Below are 20,246 nucleotides of genomic sequence, written 5' to 3'. Positions count from 1 at the left end.
TTTGACCATATCCAGCTGAACACGAAAACCGATAAAATCAGGCTATTTTTAGGGGTACACAACAGTAGGCAGTCCGATAATTTTTAGACTATATCGGACTTTTTGCCCCTTTTTTGCCCCTTTATTGCCCCTTGAAAATTCATTTTTAACAATCTGTTCGCTTTACAAAAACAAACGTATGTTCATATAAGTAAAAAAATTGCAAAAAAAATAGCCCGACCTCAATTAAGAGATCGGGGTTTTAATTCTATTTAAATGTTCCCCATGCAGCCTTGCCAACTGGTCGTACAGGAATATAGCGTTTATCAGTTGTGTAAATCCATGTGTATCCTTCCGCTACTTTCCACCCAAGGTAACTAACTTTTTCTTTTGCTTTTAGTTGCTTGCCAACTTTACCTTTTAAGCTTGGCTTATCAGTACGGGTCGTAATCGATGTGTCGCCGTTTATAAATGTGGCTTTTTCTGCAGTAAATCCAGCAGGTAATTTAATCGATGTACTGCTAGATGAAGCACGTTTAATCAATTGAATATCATTAGGGTGCGCCCATCCCCAATTCTCAATCAAATATTTCTTACCGTTTGAGACAATTCGCTTAATTTTACCTTGTTGGCCACGTTTAGCCGTTGACCGTCCAGCGCCAGTAGAATCGCGATATAGTGCATCATAAACTTTGACAGTATCTCCAACCTTACCATCATTAAGTGGTTTAGGATTCTTAGCCAAGCCAGAACCTGTTGAGGAACTTCCACTTGAACTGCCTAATCCGTTCTCAACATCTTTCTTAAATTGCGCACGACTAATTCCCCAATTAGCTAAATACGGATATGGGTCAATGTGATCGCTACCATTATTAGGTTGATGTTTTGTGCAATAATCATGACTCAAAATGCCCACGTTCCCCGCATCAACTTTTAACGGAATATTTGCTTCTTTTGCTAATTGTCGAAGTAGTTCTACATATAGATTGTAGTCTTTTGTGAATTCTGCTTTTGTTTTGTGACTCTCAATCAACTCCACTTGCGCATATCCCCAAGCATTCCAACCACCACCGACATCATAAGCACCGCGGTTGACTGGCGCGGTTTGAATAATACGACCATTCCCGACTACGTGACTAAAAAAGCCACTTTCGACAGGTCGTCTCATGTGGTAATCTGCTTCATTTTGAGCTGTTGAGCTTGGATTACCAGTGGAATGAGCATGGATTTGTCCGTAAGGTTTTACTCCGACTTGCGGAAGACCTTGACGAATTTGTTTTTCAATTTTTAAAGCCATTTTATTTTCCCTCCTTATTATATTGGTAACTAGACACTCCTAGACAAGTTCCTAGTAAAGCGGTAAATGCTGTCCAGATTGTCAACACTGAATCTGTTAACTCCCAACCGATTGTTTTACCCACCACACCAATAAATACTCCTAATGCAGGCATCACAATAGATACCGCCCATTTCAACATTGCATATTGTTCATCAGTTAATTTGAATTTTGGCATTTGTTATTCTTCCTCCTTCTCGATTACAGGCATGGCACAGATGCGTTCATACATCGCATGTCCTGTACCGTTTCCTCCGAGCCCACTGTAGGCTTTCCACAGATGGCTCATGTTGTTTAGTTCTTTCATCGTTACCGCTCCACGTTTTAATATGACTTCGTACGATGCATAAATTCGGTCGTGGAGACTGGCTAGGCTTGCTTCTTGGCGGAGATTGCCTTGTACCTCCAAAGTGTCCAGTCGAGTGTCTAATTCTGTTTGGCCTTTTAGCAATTCGTCTAGCTGATCGTTACGCTTTTTAATCTCCTTGTAGAGTTTCCAAAACTGCCGTCCTGCAAAGAGAATTCCTCCAATCAAGCCAACGCCAAAATACTGCCTGAAAAATTCGTTAATCTGATCCAACACTTCCATCTACATTCCCTCTTTGCTTCAAAATAAAAGACAACCGGCGATAAAACCGATTGTCCCACTAATAATTATTTTGCCGATTGTTCGGCGCTTGGCTTTGACTGTTGTTCTTTGACAATTTTTTCTACGTTTGGTCGAATTGTTGCTGGAACTGTTTCAATTGAACGACCTCCATTTTCAACACCTTTTAAAACATAAGTGGCAAATAACATCTCTAAATCTGAATACATAAATATATCCTCCTATCATTTTGTTAAAACCATTGAAGCTAAATCCATAATGGCGCCATCTGTTAATGATTGTTGTGCAGCCATTTCTTCAACACGATTTTTTAATTTTTCATTCTCTAATTTAAGTTGTTCTAATTCGCTTGGTTTATCAGGAGGTTGAACTGATTCTAAATCAGTTGTCCATCCTTCGGGTATTTGTTCCCCAAATTTAATAAAAGCCTGTTCAAAATATATTCCAGACTGATTCATAGCTTCATCTTCGACTTTCCGATAAATTGAAATCAAATTATCCCTCCTAAATGTCAGCAGCACTATATACGCACGCAACGTTTAGCCAGCTATTCGCACCACAGGCAATAAAGCCAGCAGTCATACTACGATATCGCCCAAAATCAATATTTCCATTTGGTTGAACCGTCACAAGATAAATAGCATCTCCAGAACCTTGAACGATGGTATTAACCGGTGAAGCAGGCCTATAACCGATTGGCAACGTACCCATCGTTGCACTGGCTAGTCTGTCAAGTTGTGCTGTATTTTTAAACGCCCCTTTAAGTTGTACTACCCGACCTTGCCGTTTGGCTATTGGCCTATTCAAATCATCAGTGCCATAAATTGCAAATCCTGTTTTTGGTGTCAGTTGAATTTCAGGTAAAGTCATCAGATCTTGAAACTCAAGTTTAACTCTGCCATATGTGGGAGATAGCTGCGCGTTATAAATAGTAATACCTTCTCCGCCATAAATTGCAGAATAAGAGGGATTGCCAACATCAATACCATTATTGTCAACGACCCAATGCCAGTCCGGATTTTTGCGCGCTGCATCAGTATAAGAGATAGCTGCTAAATTCCGTGGCGATAAGATAAATGTTCCATTCTGAGTGCTATTCTCAACAGCCCAATCTGACGTTATATTCCCATTATAGGTGCTGTTATATATAATTGTTGCACCGCTATCTTGATAAGTACCACTATTATTCAAAATAGACGTATTGATTGTTGTTCCTGTGATAGTTGAGCCAAGTATTTTAACAGCATTTAACTCGATGATATTCAACACTGACTGCTGGATTGTCTGCCCTTCCCAGCTACCTGACTTGTAAACCAGAAAGTCAGTGATATTGCCACTTGCGTCAGATTTCCACCATTGCTGCCCTTCTTTTGGATTGGCTGGCTGTGATGGCCCAATATAAGGATAAATACCTGTCATGCCCTGGATTAGCGCTGGGTTAGTGTAGGTCACTGTTCCGTTAGACATTGTGGTTTTAAGTCTGCGCCAAATGTACTTGTTAGGGTCAGCGTTGTTAGGCACAGTCGTTGACCAGCTACCACCCGCTTGTGACGTCGGAGATGTAGAAACGTAATACTCCTCAACAACAGATGATACGCTTACGCCATTACTACCAGGTTTACCATCAGAGCCCATTTTTGCGACTGTATAAGCAGTTGAATTAGTATTATTAGTGTAAGTTGTAACTGTTTTAGTCCATAAAAATTGGCCTGCTGGTACGCTCGGAATAGTAGTTGACCAGGTGCCAGTTGGCGCTGTAGTTCCGCTTGTTGACGCTTGGTAAGTTATTGCCGTGGAAGCAATGCCGTTACCATCTTGTCCGCCATTACCTAAAATACGGCTCCATACATAATCAGCAGGGTTTTGGCTATCTTGCGCAGTGTAGTCTGTGTAGGTTCCACTGTATGTTGGATAAGCGTTCTCAAAGTCATCTGCTGGTGCAGTTGTGTATATGGTTTGCTGATTACCAGCTTCAATTTTAAACGTAGCATTGCCATAACTTCTAAATGATACCCTCATATATTTTGATTTTGCGGGTACATTAATAGTATAGCTATGAGCTACTCGTTGCTCGGTATCGACTGGTTCGCCTTGCCATGCCGGTCTACGGATGAATATTTTTTCGCTATCATAAAACGCAACGCTCACCCAACCATATTTGCCTGCGATAACTATTGCGTCATAGTATATCTGCAATTTAGGAATACCATTGATTTCTATATAGTCGTTATATATCTCTTTGTTTTCATTGTTGGCTGCTACAGGCTCACCTGTTATCCCATGAATGGAACCTGACTTAGCATTCTTAATAACCCACAGATTCTCATTAGGATACGTATCCGTAAATCTATCTGTGCCATCTGCAGACCAAGCATAGGCATTATGAACAACAGGAGTTTCACCCTCAATTCTTGACCAAGCATACTTTTTAACATCTGTACTATCTGCTGATTCAAAGTCCACATACTGCCCTAAATATGAGCCCGCATCTTCTCCTGAATTTCCTGTAAATGTTTTACCACCATCATTAGAATACTTGATGTGCAGATAACTGGTCTTACCGTTTACTGTTTCGCCGGGAATACCCTGAGGTCCTTTCACCATAGACCAATCATAGTCAGCTGGCACCGTAGACGCAGTTGGGTTCTGGGAAACGAGCAATCCCAGATATACCGCATTGGTAGGGTCACTAGTCATAGGATTTCCGTTAGCATTTTGTGAATATCTAACATGAAGGTAAGCAGAAAGACCATTAGTCCCTGGCTTCCCATCAAAGTAATCCACACCTTTGATAGGTGTTTTACCATTCTCACCATCATAAACCTTTGTCACAACACCAGAAGCACCGCCATATATCAAATCATCCTGCAAAGCTTCGTAACTAAATGTAGCAGTGTCTTCAAAGTCTTCCGGTTTTACAGTTAACGCTTTGCCAATATTCTTGTGCGCTTCATTCCATTCAGTATCCAGCGATCCATCTTTTTTCTGTTTGATCCAGTTAAAATTGGTGAATTCACCAGTCATATCTTGATTATTTTTTTCAATCTTGGCTGTGAAGATTACTTCGCCTTCACCGTTTTTAAACATTGGTGAACCGACATTGCTAATAGAAAAAATATACGTTTTAGCTACTTGTTCTGCGTATTTTTTGACTTCATCAATTCTATCTAACAGCGATTGACTAACTTTGTTTTGTAAAATTCGATAATTCGAGTAGACTGTCTTGTTCTTCGTTGGGTCACTAAAACTGATTGTCTGTTCACTAATTCGAGCTTCTAGCAAAAGAATTGGATTATATCCTTCGTCAATCGCTCGGATAGTGTCGCCGATATCGATGTCATAAAATCCTTCAATCTCAAATTCGTATGCAGGTACACATTTCTTTTCTAATTCGGTTAGCGCACGATTAAAAAGCTCTATATCTGATTTAGTGTCATAGCTAAACTGCCCGACAATATACCCGCCGCTTTTCTTCTTGGGATTCCCATAGATTTGATTTGCCTGTGGCGCATACAAATATTCCGAACCCTTTTTCGTATAGAATTTGACGTTGCCGAACTCATCCTTAACTTCTTTTTCAACATTCTTGATGGTGGTAACTTTGCCGTCTTCTTCGTGACCTCTCGGCTTAATCGCTGTGATTACATCGGTGATATCCACACTCCGACGAATGCTTGAAACATTCCGACCGTATTTCAATTCAACATCAGGTCGATTAACCCCCACACGTTTTTTAAGATGCACTAACTGTTGTTTTACTGTACGATCATTATTCAGCACCGTTTCAAATTCAATTTCAGCACCAAAGCTATTACAAATTGACAACAATCGTTTTAAAACAGTTTGGTCGCCTTCCCATTCAAGAGTACGCTCGTTTTTAGCGAACTCATTAATTCCAATTTCATAACCCGAATCAATCAAACAATCATTAACGTATTTTGAAATCGGATATGCTTTGTCAGCTTTGTAGGGTCCCCGGTATTCATTTAATAGATCAAATGAGAGATCCTCACAAAAAAGACGCAATGAAGATTCAGTTTCTTCAACGCGTCTAATAGTGAATTTAAAATCTCTATCTTTATATCTAAATACTAAAAAATGATTCTCTTTCAAATATTGCAGATCATCTTCTGTGCCTTTTGAAGCATTAGAATACATCATATGCTTTTTAGCAATCGATAAGTCAAAGGTACTTGCACCTGTTTCTAGGTATCTGTGGAATTCATCGTCAAAATAATGCATCGCACCAGAAAGTGAATTATCTAAAATAGCGACCGTCTCATCAGCTTTTGTCATTACATATATTTTCAAGAATTACAGCCACCTTTCTCTCAATGTCCCTACGATATTAGGTGGAGTTTTCCCGAAATCAGAGTAATAAAATTCAACCGTCCAATTTCCCGGCGGAATTTTTAAATCTGTTGAACCAACGATGATATCATTCATTGCCAAAGTATCATTAACATAGAATTTGCCAGTAGAACCGTCGTACGAAAGCACATCGCTACTACTATATCGATTGGGTACGTCAACAAATTCTTGGGAACCAAGCCACTGGAAGAACGAATAATTCAAACTCATATCACAAATAGGCAAGTTCATAAATCGTGAACACCAATAGGTTTTATGCGTGATTTTTGCAGTACCTAAACGATCATCATAATACGTTTTCGTAATCGTCTTTTTAGTATCAATATTGTAAACTTTAAATGTAATTTCATTACCAATTTTCATGATTTCGACAGTTCCGTAAAATTCCTGGAAATCTTTATCCGCAACAATTCGCACTTGTTTGATACCAAATAACGTAAATTCAAGACACGTTCGGACTGAATTTGAACTGTCATCGTAAATGACAAAAGTTGCAATAGAATTAGTTCCATCTGATAAATTAACCTCTTGTCTGCCGACACATCGTGCATTGCCGTGGGATTTATGATTTAACCAAAAGCGGTGTACAAAGTACCCATCGTTTTTATCATCGGACGTCTTAGCTTTAATAGCTTTTGAAAGAGTCGGGCCATACCACCTATTATCTGTGTACGCTGTGCCAAAATTTGTTGCTTTAGCTGTCTCGCCAGTCCAACTAAACGAACCTTGAACTTTATTTGGAAGTCCCGCATTTGAATTAAGCCAATCAATATAACCTCCATTAGCAGTCCATTTTGATGCGTCAGACGGAACCATCTGATCGTTATACACAGTTTCAGCCATGTCCACATAGCCATCAACTTCTGCGATATTTCCAAACTCCATAGCACCCAGCGGGCCAACTGCCCCAAGAAATCCATTGTCACTTGTCATCGTTGCTTCAAATGATAATTCTGCGGTTTCGGTTCCGTTATTCGCAATTTGCATCGCTAAAATTCCATCTTCGTTAGGTGTGGCGGTAAATGTTGATGGATTAAGAGCCTCACAATAACCCGAAGGAACTAAGAAAGAAAGTTCGCCGTTAATCTCCGTTAAAGAATCAATTGACCTCGTCATAACTGATTCTCCATCCAGAATTGCATACCAAACTTCGTTTGGCCTGTCGGAAAATATCAAGGGTTGAGGTTCTTTAACGTTCAATAAACCATTAATTTTATTTTTAACGTAATCAACAGAATACTTATCAGAATATATATTAAGAGTGATAATCCGTTCTGCGTATCGCGTTCCTACAAATTGCGAACCATTTGTTAACCCCATCTGTTGTGTGCTATTTTCTCGATTTGGAAGGTTTCTTCCAATAGGTTCCGCAGTCAAGTCAAAGAAATTTGTCAGATTTTCTCCTCCATAAGTTATAACTAAGTCACTAATCATCTTAAGCCCTCCAATCTTGACTGCATTCTATTATTCTTTGTTTGTTCGTTCGTGATAATTCTGCCAACTTCGCGTTCATTCATTACTATTTTAAGTTTTTGTAAATCCGAACTAAATCTTCCCATCAATTTAATAATCTGATTAAGCTGTTCAGAGTAATTCTCCGGTTCAATTATTATTTCTGTCTTCGATAAGTTATTTTGAGTGTTAATCTTTTCCAAATTACGAACCAGTGTAGAATTTTTAGGAACACCCACTCCGTCTTTATAATGTGGTACTAATTTTTTAGTTTGACGAGCTGGAATGATTTTAGAGCCTTTCGGTAGATTAGGAAGGAATACATCCCGTCCATCTGGAATGAATGGAACGCCACCTTTCGGCAAAACTAACTCTTTGTAAGTTAATCCTTTTTGGTCATTTACGATTGCTGGGCCGCCCAAATGGTAATTAGTACCAGTTGCATATTGCGAGGGCCCAATGAAATTTACTTTCGCAGTTTTTGTAACAGTATCAGGTATATTATTCATAAAGTTACGAAACGCACTATAAGCATTATTCGCCGCTCCTGATGCTTGATCATGGCCAACAGCTGTTTTGTCGTTTGGAAAAATATTATTGTTATATCGACTGATTGAAGCAGTTGCTCCTGATATTGCATTCTGAAGATTTTTTCCGTCACCAAATAAAACTTTTAAAGCAGGAATAATATTTTTATTGTAAGTTTCAACTGATATAGTTCCGTCTTTAACTTTCGCCAAAATATCTTTGTTATTCCCCAACATTTGTTTTACTGGTTCAGGTAATTTCCCCCACGCGTTAAAAGTTTCGGTGGACGTAAATATCTTACTTAACAAATCTGAATTATCAGCAAGCATTTTCTTTTGAGAATCCGGTAATGAATTCCATTGGTTTAATGCTTCTTCAGAATTAAGTAATTTAGAAAGAAAGTCCGTATTGTCTGCAAGTAATTTCTTATCAGATACCGGGATAGTATTCCAAACATTGAGTTTATCTTCTGAATCTATTAGTTTCCATATAACGTCTGCGTTATCCGCGCCAAGAACTTTACGATCAGCTTCATACTCGTTCCAAGCTTTTAATTGATCAATCGTATCGTACAGCTCAACTTTTGCTTCATTGCCATCAACTGTTAAAAGTTTGTCTGACATATACATGAGATTCCACTTACCAGCAAGCCCCATTGCAACCGCAACTTCTTCTTTGGCGTTAGATTCAATATCGGCATTTTTCAACATGAATTTCAGTTGCTGCCAACCTTCGTCAGTTTTTGCCATATCCACTAAGGTTTCAGCCATGTTCGTTTTGACTTCGCCTGTTTTGGGATCTAGTGCTAATGCATTCCATGCCATGTCTGCTTCGCTTGTGCCTTTAGCAAGTAAATCTAAGTTATCGGATGATGCCTTAACAGACGTATTGACTAGAGATAACACTTCATCTGTAGTATAGCCATACGCTTTCCACACTTGTGACAATTGAGAAATATCTTTGCCTTGTGCTTGGAATACTTTGGCTAATCCTGTCACTAAAGTATCAGTAGATTGCTTGTATTCTTTATTTAATTTATCCATCGAAGCTTTAAGCGCCTGTGGATTTTTAGCATAGATTGTTTTTAAACTTTCTACTTGTTTCTCATACGCTGATTTTTCGTCTTTCAACGCATTTTGCAAAGTTTCTTGCCGTTTTGACAAATCCTTGTAGTTCAGCTTAGTCATATCCGCTTGATAGGCAGTTTCAATCGCTAACCGCTGTTTTTTACTAAAACCTGCTGCTTTTAGCTGATCTTGACTTAAGAGTTTATAGTTGTTCGCAATAAATTGTCGTTCTTCATTTGATAGATTTCGATTATTTTTTGATGCATTTGTCAGTATCTGATTGATTGCATCAACTTTCTTTTTAGCTTGTTCGACTTCTGCTTTATTAACTGTTTCTTGCCACTTAATATAGTTTTCAGCTTTTTTCTTTTCGGCATCATCTGTTATATTTTCAGCGGCTTTTTTCTTACGTTCGATTTCTTTATCTAAAACTTTTTGAATTGAATTAACTATTTCTTGGTTCGCTTTCTTCGCCTTTTCGGCAGAGGAAGCGATTCCGTCTGCATATTCATTAACATACGTAGAAGCTTTTTCGTTTAATTCGTAAGCTTTTTTAATTACTTTATCCTGTTCCTTAGTAACTTTCGTACCCCAACGTGCACCAGCTAATTGATTTGATTCGTACGCTTTATTCGCTGCATAAAGGGCAACACCTACAGCAGCTACACCGCCAACAGCAATCGCTGCGGGTCCAGCTACAGCAGCTAATCCACTGGCTAATCCGGCAATTCCCGTAGCACCACCGCCAACACCAGCCGCGGTAGTAGCAGCAGTTCCAACACCAGAAACTGTGGTAGCCAATCCAGATAAAGCTTTTTTTTCGGCAGCTTTAGCGGCTAACTCAACTAAACCTTTGGACAGCAAGCCAACACCTGTTTTAGCTTTCCCGAAAATTGAGATGCCCGAACCAATGATTTTAATTGCAGGTCCGGCAGCCATCGCTAAAGCGCCCCACTTGACGATATTCTGCTGCGTTGCATCGTCTAACTCCGAAAATTTATTGACCATGTCTGTGGCTTTTTCTATCCATGGAGTTACAACCGGAAGTAGTTTTTCGCCTACAGTAATCGCTAAGACATTCAAAGATTCCTTAAATCGTGCTACTTTATTCGCCGGTAAATTGTTCATGGATTTTGCAATATCTTTTGTAGCTCCGCTAGCATTTTTTGTATCTTTCGTTAATCCACGTAATGCATCTCCGCCTTGATTTACAAGCACATTCATTGCAGATTGCGATTCCGTACCAAAAGCTAAAGCAATTGCCGCTGTACGTTGAGCATCAGTCCAACCAGAGGTATTGGTTTTAATTTTGTCTAGAATGTCTGGCAATGTTAGTGTTCCATTTTTAAAATCCTTAACAGAGACACCCAACTTATTAAATCCTTCAAGATTTTGTTTCGATGGTTTTAGCAAACGAGTTAATGCACCACGCAAGGCAGTACCGGCTTTTTCTCCGCCTAAACCAGCGTCACTTAATAAGCCGATTGCCGAAGCCGTTAATTCAACATCCATTCCCAGACTGTTTGCAACCGGGCCAACATATCCCATAGCCAATCCCAAGTCTGTAAAACCGGCAGATGTTGCATTAGCAACATAAGTTAATGAATCTGTAACTCGGGCTGCATTTGTTAACGTTTCGTTATATGTTTTGCCCTTCAATCCAAATTGGCTAATAACTTCTGTCGTAACATTCATTACATCGTTGAACCCTTCGCCAGAAGCTTTAGTAGCATCTAAAATCGATGGCATAACGCCCATAGTTTGATTTGCATCATAACCTTTACGCACAATTTCCGCTAATCCATTGTTTATTTCGTTTGTGGACACTCCATACTGTTTCGCCCACTTTTTCGAGCTATCAGACATTTGATCTAATTGTTGCCGATATTTTTCTGTTATCACTCCACCATTTGTCAATAGAGGGCCAATTTCACCAATCTGCGTTTGAAAATCAGCGGCTTTTTTGGTAGCTAGTGTAAATCCAGTAGCCAGTGGTACAGTTAAAGCTTTGGTCATTGTTGAGCCAACTTTTTGCACACCTTCGCCAAACTTGGATATTTTCTTGCCGGATTCAATCCACTGATCGCCTTTTTTATTTAACCAACCAGTTAAACCTTCTGTTTCAACTCTCATTCTGGCCATTTGAGCGGTAGTCGTTTTCAATTGCGCTTCATAACTAGCTAATTTTGCTTGTGCTTCATTATATTTTTGAGCAGCTTTTGCAGTTTTAGAAGTTGCGTTTCCTTGTTCATCTAATGTCTTTTTGTAGGCATCACCAAGATACTTTAACTCGTTTTTTTGCGCTTGGATTACTTTCGTTAAGCCTTCTTGTTTAGTAGCCAAGCTATTCAGTTTGGTTCCGCCTGCATCTGCGATTTTAAAGCCCGCCTGCATTTCTTTAACAGCTGTCTTTGTCGCACGAGCCGCACCAGTCAAGGAATCAGAAAAGGCAGAAGAATCAAGGCCCAATTTAATGACCATATTTCCTAGTGGTCTGCCATTTTGTACCATATATTTTCCTCCTTTCCTAAATTTGTCTGATAAAGTCCGCTAGTGGGACTGCTTTTTCTTGTTTTGGTTGTTCTTTTTCCGTGTTAAACAGTATTTTTTGGAGATATAGCGTATCGGTGTTTAGCACGTCGTTAATCGTCCAGCCCGGAAAAGCCGCAATCGCTTTTTTTATCAATCCAAGCTGGAGTTCATACAATTCTGACCAGTCTAAATTTCCGCTTTTGGGCCAGCCTCTACCTCATCTTCTGCAGGTCTTTCATAGCCCAAAACGCGATACAGCACGATATCCATGATTACATCTTTGTTTTCAGAATCGATGCCATCGATAATCATGTCTCCTGTTAAGTCTTGACCTTCAAAAAGGCTGGCAACAAAATCCGCACGATATTTAGCTAAATCGATAGCTGACGGTTCAATGGTTTTGTCCTCTTGCTTCTTCCACATCTTTGCTTCGCCTTCGGAATAATCCAAAGCTTTTCGGTACGGTACAAAATCCTGTGTATAGGTGCGTTTTTTCCCGCCTACCATTAAATCCAATCTAATTTCAGTCATTCTTGCTCCTCCTTAAAATAAAAAATCAAAATAAAAAGAGACCAGGGTTATTCCCCAGCCTCCGGTTCTGTCAATGTTAATTTGGTTGTAGCAGTAAAATCCCCGTCCACGGTTTTAACAGTGATGGTATATTCTCCAGCCGATACAGTAGCTTCCCAAGTGACTTTACCGATTTGATTGATTGCCAGCCCACTTGTGATTGGAGCGATAGTATAAGCTACTTTTTTATCAGTCGCATTAGTCGGAGCAACTTCCGCTACCACCGTTGTGTTTCCCGCAGTCCCCGCAACTGCGCTATATGTTTCTGGCGTTAATGTGACACCAGTTACGGGGATTGTTACTCCCCCGCCGTTGGGAAAACTTGGTCTGTAAGAGCTTTAATGATTTCAGCTTCACTACCGATATATTTACCCATCGTTTGTCCGTTTGAGTCGCCGTCTTTATCATCGGACATTGCCGCAAATACGTAAGATTCCGCTTCTGGTTCAAACGCATCACCGTTTAATGTATTTAAGTTGATGGACTCACGAGAAAACTTGCCTTTAAAGAAACCAAGCATCGCTGTAGTTCCATCCAAGTCTTTCGATTCAAGCATAATAGCGGCAGTTGGCGGTTCGGTATTTTCACCCACATAGCTAATGCTATTTTTCACTTCATAGCCCAAAATTGCGTCATTGCATTCTTCTTCTAAGTCCAATAGACCGAGATTAACTGTTACATCGCCGGTACCTTTTTGAGAGATGTAATAGGCGATATCAGATCCGTATACTTTGGTTGCTTCCTTATTTAAACCAGTAATTTCAGCGGTAGAGGTAGCCCCTTTGTTCGCTTTCCCTTCTACTACCCATTTTTTATCTGCCGTTACTTTGCCGTCCGCATCTAAGACAGCGATTGTTAGACGTTTAAAACCTACTAAAGTCATTTGTTTACCCTCTTTCTTTTATTTTCACGACGTTGTATTGCCGTGTAATTACCTGCACGTTTTCGTATTGGTCATGTGGACGGTCGTCTGCATAAGCTAACGTATAGCCTTCTGCCTCCAGTCCTCTGTCCAATACATCGTTAAATTCTTCGATATCGGTTTCTTCGATATCTAAAAAAGCCATGACTTGGACCCGATACGATCTAGCACCGTATTGGTCAGAGCCATAGCTTTCATTCATTTCATTCACGCCTTCGACTTTTAAAATCGGCAGCGTTTCTAGTTTTTGATAGTTTTCTGGAATTCGATATGCAAAAATTTGCGCATCGGGAAATAGTTCCGGCAGTATCGTTACTTTTAAATCAACAGCAGGAGTCATAGGCCTAACCCCGATTTCAACTCGGACATATAGTCTTGCATGACGCTTTCTAACTCGGTTTCGGCTGTCTTTTCAACAAAGTGTTGGCCAGATTGGTATTCAGTGCCCATATTCGGGAAATGCGCCCGATAATAAGCACCAGAACCATAGCCCACCAGAACCTCGCCGTTTTCATCAACAGCGCCAACTGTGGTAGAGATTTCCAAACCGTGACTATCAACCGGCGTATTCGCTTCTAATTTTTCGGCAAGATTCTGCCCGGCGGTCTTACCAGCTTTACGTCTAACCGGGCCTTCCACATCGGCGATACATTTTGCAATGTTTTTTTCTAGGTCACCCCAGTCTACAGTGACTTCCATCATTTCACCGCCTTAATAAAAATGATTAAAAAACCGTCAGATTCAATATCGGGATTCAGTTTCACGATGTCATAATCAACACCGTTAATTCGCACCCGCCAATCAAGTTGTGGTGGTTTCTTTTGGGCCTGACGCACAATGATTGTTTGCGTGTTCTCCAACGTGCCACCGTTTTCTTCCACAATCTGACTAATTAGTTTTTGCTTGTAGGCAAACCAGCTTTTAAATTCAGGAGCATAGTCAAACTTATCTGTTCCATTGGGCCCTACACCAACTTTTTTCTTCACCAGAAATTCAAGACGTTTATTTAGCTTCCCTGTTCTGCTAATCGCCATCTGCCGGCACCTCCTCGAAAAGAAGATAACTGGCCTTTAGTTGCAAGATTAAGCTAGTAAAGCCCAAGTCGTACTCCCTCAAAGTTCCGTTAGCTGTGGAGGATTCCACAGTGGCCGAACGGGCTTTGTAGTAATGATCAGCCAATTGTAGGATTGCCAGATTGATTAACTCTACGGTGTCATTGTCTTGCATATAAAAAGAGGGCTTATCTGTTCCGATAGCCCCCTTAACGTATGCGATTGCGGCAATAACAGACCGTTTAACTTCCTGGTCGTCATCGTCTGTGTCAATTTTTAGCGCGTTTTTGATTTCTTCTAAATCCGTTTTTGGATTAAGAATCATAGAGCATCAGCTCCTATCCTTCGACTGGTGGCTCTACTGGTGTTTCGTCGGCAATAGCTGTAAATGTAGCCAATACTAACGCTTCATCATCTACTAATTGCACATCAAAACGGTCAATTACCCGAACCTTGGTAGTATCCGTTTCGAACGCTCCGCCACCAATGTTTGTAGTTAACAAGCTCATATTTTCCCGGTCGTACAACGTAACAGCTTCTTTCATGTCGCCGATATAGAGTGGGAATTTAGGTGTAGCTTGCGTACCTTTATTAGGCAAGAAACGTGTAGCAATTTTCTTGATAGGTTTACCCAAGAAAGTATATCCAGTTGCGGACGTCACGTCTTTTTGCAACAGGTATTGACCATCTGAACGTTTTACTTTATCCAATACGTTGTAACCATCTTGGTTGGTAATAAACATAGAGGTAGCTTCAATTGCTGGGTCAAGCTGTACGTTTACAATGTCTTTAATCCCATCAACATCTGTAATGTCTTTCTTTTGTGCAGCTTTAATACCATCGATGGCTGCCAAAATTTTAGTGTTGCGAGTAACAACAACTTTTTTCGCAATCCATTTGGATAACCAAGCCAAAATATTTTCGGCAGTATCTTTTAGCAAGCTATTCGTTACTGTGGAAATACCTGCATAGCGTTTGATTAAGTATTTAATCAAATAAAGCGCCGGATCATCATTTGCTGGAATTTCGCCGTCTTCTGTATCTAAGGCAGTTAATGGTGTGATATCAGACCATTTTTCATAAACCCGAGAACCACTAGTTGTAGTAACTTTTTCGACATTTACATATTCTTGCAAGGAGTCAAATTGGCGAACCAAGGTGTGGATAGTCGTTTGAACATCTACAGGAATAGTCAATCCAATAGCATTTCCAGATTCATCGGTATCGGACGTCAAAGTCGCCATGATTGCAGGGTCACCGTTGACCATTGCTTTAAAGTCCTTGATAAATTTGTTTTTCAAATCTTCGTCTTTTTTGTCCAACGGTTCTTTTTTGACATTCAAGACTTGTTCAGCTTCCATATTCGCTACTTGTTCTTTCAGGCCATCGCGTTTTGCTCGTGCAGCTTTTACTTGCGCTTGCAAAGTGACTACATCTTCTTCGGTTTTTGCATCGTCTACTAACGCTGCATTAAGTTGTGCATTCAGGTCAGAGACTTTACTTCCGGCCTCAACCCATGCATTTTTTAGTTGTTCTAAATTCATTCGTTTTTCCCTCCGTTTAGAGCTTTTAGTTTTTTTTGCAAGAGTGTTTCTTCTCGCGGTGTTTCCGCTTTTAGAATTAAGTTTTTTAACTTATTGACTGCGTTTTTCGGAATTAGTGGTTGTGCAGCATTTAATACTGTTACGGATTCTTCCGCAAACATGATTTCGTCTGCAAATCCTTCTGCTACAGCCGTTTGTGCATTTAGCCAAGTATCTTTCGCCATCAATTCAGCAAGTTTTTCTCGTTCGAGTCCTGTTTTAATCTCATATGCATTAACGATTGACTCATCCACACTGCTAAGCATCTCCGCGTCAGCTTTTAAATCTTCTGCGTTCCCGCTCGTTGAGACCCAAGCATTATGGATCATAATGTGCGCTGTAGGCGATATTCTAAGCGGTTCGCAAGCACAAGCAATCACACTTGCTGCACTCGCAGCGATACTCACTACGTTCCCAGAAACTTTTCCCGGATAAGCGCGGATAGCAGTATAGATTTCGCTTGCCGCCAATACATCCCCACCATTAGACGAGATGTCTAACTCCACTTCATCCCCTCCTGCTTCCGCAAGAGCGGCCGAAATTTTTCCCGGCGAGATACAATTAATCCCGAACCAGTCATATAGCCAAGCACTATCGTTATCCACGACATCGCCACTTAACGTCACTTTTTTCATTCCCCCACCTCCTTTCAATGCAAAATAAAAAAGCCTAACCGTTTTCGGCTACGCTTTTAGACGAGGTTGTTTTTCTTAATGCGGGATCCATATCAATTGGATATAGGTCTCCGGAAATGTGATGGTCGTCCATACCTGATTCTTTAGACGGCGGCATATCTTCCAACCTAAGAACGTCATTAGCAGAATACGCTCCGCCTCTACGCATAATCTGATAAAACTGTCCTCTGGCTTGCGTATCGGCCCTGAGAAGACCCGCAACATTAAACTTGTAACGATAACCCTTCTTCTTTTCCGTGGCCGAGAGCGTCTTTTTATTGAGTTCTGACTCGTATTGGCTGACCGTAGGTACGAGATTGTACGTTAAAAATTCCATATTCAACTGCTCTTGCGAGGAATAGCTTGCTTGCCCACCGCCAATAAAATGCTCCGGAACGTTGTAAACCATCGCAATTCTGGAGCGAGATACTTTATCAGTATCTAAAAGCTTGCTGTCTACCAGCTCTCGTTGTAAACGTTCGATTTCTACACCGTTTTCTTCCACAAGTAGTCCACCGTTTTGTCGATAAAAATCAGCAATGTTTTTAACTGTCGCTTTTTTAGCTTCTTCATCCATATTGCTAGCAAACTTAACTTTTAGCCCTTCATTACTTCCTTTAAGCTGACTTAAAGAGATTTTTCGGACTTCTCGGTCATACCCAAGGGTGTTGGTTAATACTTTCGTGGGGTCTGTGCCTTCTAAACCGCCAAATCTTGGCTGTTTAAAGTGGAGCATTTCCATGTAATGGACATAGATAACTTGCTTGTAACTCCCTTTGTCTGTGGCGGTCACTTGATAGTAAAGCTCTCCACTATCCACATCAATTACAGGATGGCAAGCGCCGGGCTTTACTAGCGCCATGTCGGCGACTTTTCCGTTTATATTTCGGAAAATCTGCACGTACGAATTCCCTTGATAGTTCCGCAAAACTTCTACATCTCGGAAAAAGTCAAACTTTGTAAAATATCGTGGGCCTTCGCTTAGCAAGTTGTAAGCCGAGCAATCATCGGGTTGTTCAAAATCCGCATCTATCATTTTGAGAGGTAGAGACGCAAAAACGTTCGATACACGGCTAATTACGGAAAAAATCCCTTCTGATATTTCATCTTTTCCGACTAAATACGGTATCAATCCCGGGTCATTCAAAAAATACTCTTGTTTGCTCGCTTTTGGCTTTGCTCGGCCAAAAGAACGCAAACGATCTAAAATACTCATTCCTCCACACCTTTCTTACATATTCATTAAATCGGAAATCGAGTAATAGGTTACTTTCCCGGTTCCGACAGGATTCACCAACATATCCAACACCTCTGCATGACTATTTAACGTCGCTGCAAAACCATCAATTTTCCGATTCTTCGATTGTTTAGACGGCATCCAGTTAGAATTGCGGTCCATAACCAATTTGACGTTGGATAAATACCACCGATAAAGCTTAGAGTTGTTAAAAATCACTTTCCCATCTAGTAGCATTTCTTTAAAGTTCTGCATTGGTCCGCCAAGCGATAAGAAGCCTTGTCGAATTTCGTTAGTTTCAAAACCAGCGCTTTCCAATTCTTTGTTCAATCGCAAGGCTTTGGCTTTGTCGTAATTGATTTTTACAATGTCATAAATTTTCGAGTTTTCTACAAACCAATCAAGCACATACTCGTAATTTACATAGTCGCCAGGGATAATCGTTAAATCTCCTGCTTTCTCCCACACGTCTATCCGTTCTTGATTGTTATCTCGGTCGTATCTAGCCTGTGGGATCCATGTGTGGTGAAGGATAAACACTTCGCCATTATCAAGAGGAAATTCTAAAACAGCTGCGGTAAAGTCTTCAGTTTCCGATAAGTCAAAACCGCCAACGCATTTCTTGCCTACTAACGTTTCCGTGTCAATGACTTTGTTGTTTTTCTTAATTGTCGGCATATCGACGAAAGATAATTCATCAATATCAGAAAACAAGTTAAATTGTTTCGTAATCCAGTCAGCTTTTTCCTGTGGACTTTTGCGTTCGGTTTTCCAGTCGGAAACTAAATCAACAAATGACATCAACCCGATATTTGGATTAGCCTTAATCCACATTCTCGGATTATCTGCCTCACTAACGTCATCAATTTTCGCGATATAATAAAAAACTCGCTCATCTAAACCATCGTCTAAATGGTCTAAACAATCGAGTGCGCTCTCATAATATTGCATCAATGGCCCGTCTAGGACGTAACCGGCGGTAGTAATGTAATTAATCAGCGGTTGTTTTCGAGTACCACGTGATTTCTTTATAACATTAATCAATTTAAAGTCTACAAACTCGTGGATTTCATCAAAAATGGCGAAGTGTGTATTTAAACCGTCGAGTTTCTTACTATCAGATGCTCGGGCTTCCATTTTTGAAAAGGTCGCTTCGTCTTTGATAACAGATCGCTGTGGTTTATATTTCTTATCCAGTCTTGGGGACTGTTTGACCATTTCTTTAGTCTTATCAAACAAGATAGACGCTTGGTCTTTAGCGTTCGCCAGCACATAGACGTTGGCTCCTTGTTCTCCATCGTAGCCTAGCATATAGGCAGATAGCCCACCGATTAAGCTCGTTTTCCCATTTTTTCGGCCTACAAACGTCAAAGCTTCACGAAACCGACGAATACCAGAATCTTTATGGACCCAGCCGAACATCGAGCCGATTACAAAGTGTTGCCAAGGTTGCAAGATAAAACGGTCAAAATCACCCTCGGTAGGCTTGCAATTGTCTTCAATAAATCGTATTGGACGGTGACCTTTTTCCTCGTCAAAGACCCACGGAAACTCCTCTGTTCCTTGCCGTTTTAAATCCATCAAATGACGTTTCGCAGCTTGTATATTCTCTTTGCTAGCTGGTATACTTCCGTCAATCAAACGCTCTGCATACCACGTTGTCAGCAACTCTGGATAGGGTTGTAGCAGGATTCCACCCCAAGAGGCTTGTTCTTGCTTGTAATCCTCCCACCATTTCTGTAATTCGGAATAGGACAGATCTATTAAGTCCATTCGTCATCACCGCCGTCATCAGCCATTTTAATAGCTAATTTAGCTCTAGCAGAAGGCGATAAGCCTAAGTCACTTCCAAACGATCGCAAATTGCGCGACGCCGTATCCATTTGACGAGAGAGAGGGTTGCCAATTAGTTCGTTTGGGTCATTGAACGGCTTTCCTTCTGCCTCGGCTTCTTGTTTAGCAATCGCATAATTCAGCTTGTATTCTCGCTGCAGTTTCCGAAGTTGTTTTTCGAGTGCTACATATTGAGAGTACCAATCTGCATACAAGGCCATTGCATGCACATCTGGGTTACTAATTAGCTCCACAGTTAGTAGTTCTTTGGCGATAAATTCAAATGTTTCTTTTCCAAGCTGGTCAAGCCATGGCGGTGGTTTAATTTTATCCGTTGCCATTTTCATTTTTTCTTCAGCTTGCGCTCGCCGCTTTAATCCATCCACATTCTTTTTATTCGGATTGTTTTGTAAAAGCTGTAGCTTTGCACTTTTTGCCGGTTGTGGCATAGTTATCACCTTCTTTCAATTTATATTTTGAAATCGCTATCACAAGGTTTATAA

At 40.4% G+C, this 20,246-nt stretch carries 21 protein-coding genes; all 21 read right to left on the bottom strand.

Annotation, left to right across the window (positions count from 1 at the left end; translation table 11 throughout):
• Positions 1–247: 247 nt before the first annotated feature.
• Positions 248–1,276 carry an N-acetylmuramoyl-L-alanine amidase gene (locus AC6R0T_RS05620; protein ID WP_303753351.1) on the bottom strand — a complete coding sequence of 343 codons (1,029 nt, stop codon included), beginning with the start codon at positions 1,274–1,276 and terminating at the stop codon, positions 248–250.
• A 1-nt stretch (position 1,277) separates the two neighbouring features.
• The gene (locus AC6R0T_RS05615; RefSeq protein ID WP_303753350.1) at positions 1,278–1,493 is read right to left on the bottom strand and encodes a phage holin; all 216 of its coding nucleotides are present in this window, start codon (positions 1,491–1,493) and stop codon (positions 1,278–1,280) included.
• Between the two features lie 3 nt (positions 1,494–1,496).
• Positions 1,497–1,904, bottom strand: coding sequence for a hypothetical protein (locus AC6R0T_RS05610; protein ID WP_303753349.1), 408 nt, complete (start codon positions 1,902–1,904; stop codon positions 1,497–1,499).
• 65 nt (positions 1,905–1,969) lie between these two features.
• Entirely contained in the window at positions 1,970–2,131 is a 162-nt protein-coding gene (locus AC6R0T_RS05605; protein ID WP_303753348.1) for a hypothetical protein, read from the bottom strand.
• A 15-nt stretch (positions 2,132–2,146) separates the two neighbouring features.
• A complete protein-coding gene (locus AC6R0T_RS05600) occupies positions 2,147–2,416 on the bottom strand; it encodes a hypothetical protein (protein WP_303753347.1) in 270 nt (89 codons plus the stop codon).
• A 10-nt stretch (positions 2,417–2,426) separates the two neighbouring features.
• Entirely contained in the window at positions 2,427–6,233 is a 3,807-nt protein-coding gene (locus tag AC6R0T_RS05595; protein WP_303753346.1) for a phage tail spike protein, read from the bottom strand.
• Between the two features lie 3 nt (positions 6,234–6,236).
• On the bottom strand, positions 6,237–7,727 hold the full coding sequence (locus tag AC6R0T_RS05590) for a distal tail protein Dit (RefSeq protein ID WP_303753345.1): 1,491 nt from the start codon (positions 7,725–7,727) through the stop codon (positions 6,237–6,239).
• Complete coding sequence (locus AC6R0T_RS05585; protein ID WP_303753344.1) at positions 7,724–11,851, bottom strand: phage tail tape measure protein; 4,128 nt, start codon at positions 11,849–11,851, stop codon at positions 7,724–7,726. Before AC6R0T_RS05585 ends, AC6R0T_RS05590 begins: the two co-directional genes overlap by 4 nt.
• 16 nt (positions 11,852–11,867) lie before the next feature.
• Positions 11,868–12,026: a hypothetical protein gene (locus AC6R0T_RS05580; RefSeq protein ID WP_526159810.1), complete on the bottom strand. Its 159-nt coding sequence runs from the start codon at positions 12,024–12,026 to the stop codon at positions 11,868–11,870.
• 32 nt (positions 12,027–12,058) lie between these two features.
• A complete protein-coding gene (gene gpG / locus AC6R0T_RS05575) occupies positions 12,059–12,403 on the bottom strand; it encodes a phage tail assembly chaperone G (protein WP_303753343.1) in 345 nt (114 codons plus the stop codon).
• Positions 12,404–12,450: 47 nt separating this feature from the next.
• Positions 12,451–12,666: a hypothetical protein gene (locus AC6R0T_RS05570; protein ID WP_303753342.1), complete on the bottom strand. Its 216-nt coding sequence runs from the start codon at positions 12,664–12,666 to the stop codon at positions 12,451–12,453.
• A gap of 74 nt (positions 12,667–12,740) precedes the next feature.
• Positions 12,741–13,325 carry a major tail protein gene (locus AC6R0T_RS05565; RefSeq protein WP_303753341.1) on the bottom strand — a complete coding sequence of 195 codons (585 nt, stop codon included), beginning with the start codon at positions 13,323–13,325 and terminating at the stop codon, positions 12,741–12,743.
• Positions 13,326–13,329: 4 nt separating this feature from the next.
• Entirely contained in the window at positions 13,330–13,704 is a 375-nt protein-coding gene (locus AC6R0T_RS05560; RefSeq protein ID WP_303753340.1) for a hypothetical protein, read from the bottom strand.
• The gene (locus AC6R0T_RS05555; RefSeq protein WP_303753339.1) at positions 13,701–14,063 is read right to left on the bottom strand and encodes an HK97-gp10 family putative phage morphogenesis protein; all 363 of its coding nucleotides are present in this window, start codon (positions 14,061–14,063) and stop codon (positions 13,701–13,703) included. The genes AC6R0T_RS05560 and AC6R0T_RS05555 overlap by 4 nt, the downstream gene beginning before the upstream one ends.
• On the bottom strand, positions 14,063–14,398 hold the full coding sequence (locus AC6R0T_RS05550) for a phage head completion protein (RefSeq protein WP_303753338.1): 336 nt from the start codon (positions 14,396–14,398) through the stop codon (positions 14,063–14,065). Before AC6R0T_RS05550 ends, AC6R0T_RS05555 begins: the two co-directional genes overlap by 1 nt.
• Positions 14,388–14,741: a head-tail connector protein gene (locus AC6R0T_RS05545; RefSeq protein WP_303753337.1), complete on the bottom strand. Its 354-nt coding sequence runs from the start codon at positions 14,739–14,741 to the stop codon at positions 14,388–14,390. Before AC6R0T_RS05545 ends, AC6R0T_RS05550 begins: the two co-directional genes overlap by 11 nt.
• Before the next feature lie 13 nt (positions 14,742–14,754).
• A complete protein-coding gene (locus AC6R0T_RS05540; protein WP_303753336.1) occupies positions 14,755–15,960 on the bottom strand; it encodes a phage major capsid protein in 1,206 nt (401 codons plus the stop codon).
• Entirely contained in the window at positions 15,957–16,634 is a 678-nt protein-coding gene (locus AC6R0T_RS05535; RefSeq protein ID WP_303753335.1) for a head maturation protease, ClpP-related, read from the bottom strand. The genes AC6R0T_RS05540 and AC6R0T_RS05535 overlap by 4 nt, the downstream gene beginning before the upstream one ends.
• Positions 16,635–16,668: 34 nt before the next feature.
• Positions 16,669–17,889 carry a phage portal protein gene (locus AC6R0T_RS05530; RefSeq protein WP_303753334.1) on the bottom strand — a complete coding sequence of 407 codons (1,221 nt, stop codon included), beginning with the start codon at positions 17,887–17,889 and terminating at the stop codon, positions 16,669–16,671.
• Between the two features lie 15 nt (positions 17,890–17,904).
• Complete coding sequence (locus AC6R0T_RS05525; protein ID WP_303753333.1) at positions 17,905–19,683, bottom strand: terminase large subunit; 1,779 nt, start codon at positions 19,681–19,683, stop codon at positions 17,905–17,907.
• The gene (locus tag AC6R0T_RS05520) at positions 19,674–20,192 is read right to left on the bottom strand and encodes a phage terminase small subunit P27 family (RefSeq protein ID WP_303753332.1); all 519 of its coding nucleotides are present in this window, start codon (positions 20,190–20,192) and stop codon (positions 19,674–19,676) included. Before AC6R0T_RS05520 ends, AC6R0T_RS05525 begins: the two co-directional genes overlap by 10 nt.
• Between the last annotated feature and the right edge of the window lie 54 nt (positions 20,193–20,246).

This window comes from Enterococcus sp. S86.2, from assembly GCF_059834485.2.
The sequence above is the reverse complement of the archived record's forward strand: the minus strand, read 5'-3'. Positions and strand labels throughout refer to the sequence as shown.

What these genes read in the sequence shown, in the direction of transcription:
- AC6R0T_RS05620 (WP_303753351.1), bottom strand. Translation starts at nt 1,276, where the DNA reads ATGGCTTTAAAAATTGAAAAACAAATTCGTCAAGGTCTTCCGCAAGTC.
- AC6R0T_RS05615 (WP_303753350.1), bottom strand. Translation starts at nt 1,493, where the DNA reads ATGCCAAAATTCAAATTAACTGATGAACAATATGCAATGTTGAAATGG.
- AC6R0T_RS05610 (WP_303753349.1), bottom strand. Translation starts at nt 1,904, where the DNA reads ATGGAAGTGTTGGATCAGATTAACGAATTTTTCAGGCAGTATTTTGGC.
- AC6R0T_RS05605 (WP_303753348.1), bottom strand. Translation starts at nt 2,131, where the DNA reads ATGTATTCAGATTTAGAGATGTTATTTGCCACTTATGTTTTAAAAGGT.
- AC6R0T_RS05590 (WP_303753345.1), bottom strand. Translation starts at nt 7,727, where the DNA reads ATGATTAGTGACTTAGTTATAACTTATGGAGGAGAAAATCTGACAAAT.
- AC6R0T_RS05585 (WP_303753344.1), bottom strand. Translation starts at nt 11,851, where the DNA reads ATGGTACAAAATGGCAGACCACTAGGAAATATGGTCATTAAATTGGGC.
- gpG (WP_303753343.1), bottom strand. Translation starts at nt 12,403, where the DNA reads ATGACTGAAATTAGATTGGATTTAATGGTAGGCGGGAAAAAACGCACC.
- AC6R0T_RS05565 (WP_303753341.1), bottom strand. Translation starts at nt 13,325, where the DNA reads ATGACTTTAGTAGGTTTTAAACGTCTAACAATCGCTGTCTTAGATGCG.
- AC6R0T_RS05560 (WP_303753340.1), bottom strand. Translation starts at nt 13,704, where the DNA reads ATGACTCCTGCTGTTGATTTAAAAGTAACGATACTGCCGGAACTATTT.
- AC6R0T_RS05555 (WP_303753339.1), bottom strand. Translation starts at nt 14,063, where the DNA reads ATGGAAGTCACTGTAGACTGGGGTGACCTAGAAAAAAACATTGCAAAA.
- AC6R0T_RS05550 (WP_303753338.1), bottom strand. Translation starts at nt 14,398, where the DNA reads ATGGCGATTAGCAGAACAGGGAAGCTAAATAAACGTCTTGAATTTCTG.
- AC6R0T_RS05545 (WP_303753337.1), bottom strand. Translation starts at nt 14,741, where the DNA reads ATGATTCTTAATCCAAAAACGGATTTAGAAGAAATCAAAAACGCGCTA.
- AC6R0T_RS05540 (WP_303753336.1), bottom strand. Translation starts at nt 15,960, where the DNA reads ATGAATTTAGAACAACTAAAAAATGCATGGGTTGAGGCCGGAAGTAAA.
- AC6R0T_RS05535 (WP_303753335.1), bottom strand. Translation starts at nt 16,634, where the DNA reads ATGAAAAAAGTGACGTTAAGTGGCGATGTCGTGGATAACGATAGTGCT.
- AC6R0T_RS05530 (WP_303753334.1), bottom strand. Translation starts at nt 17,889, where the DNA reads ATGAGTATTTTAGATCGTTTGCGTTCTTTTGGCCGAGCAAAGCCAAAA.
- AC6R0T_RS05525 (WP_303753333.1), bottom strand. Translation starts at nt 19,683, where the DNA reads ATGGACTTAATAGATCTGTCCTATTCCGAATTACAGAAATGGTGGGAG.
- AC6R0T_RS05520 (WP_303753332.1), bottom strand. Translation starts at nt 20,192, where the DNA reads ATGCCACAACCGGCAAAAAGTGCAAAGCTACAGCTTTTACAAAACAAT.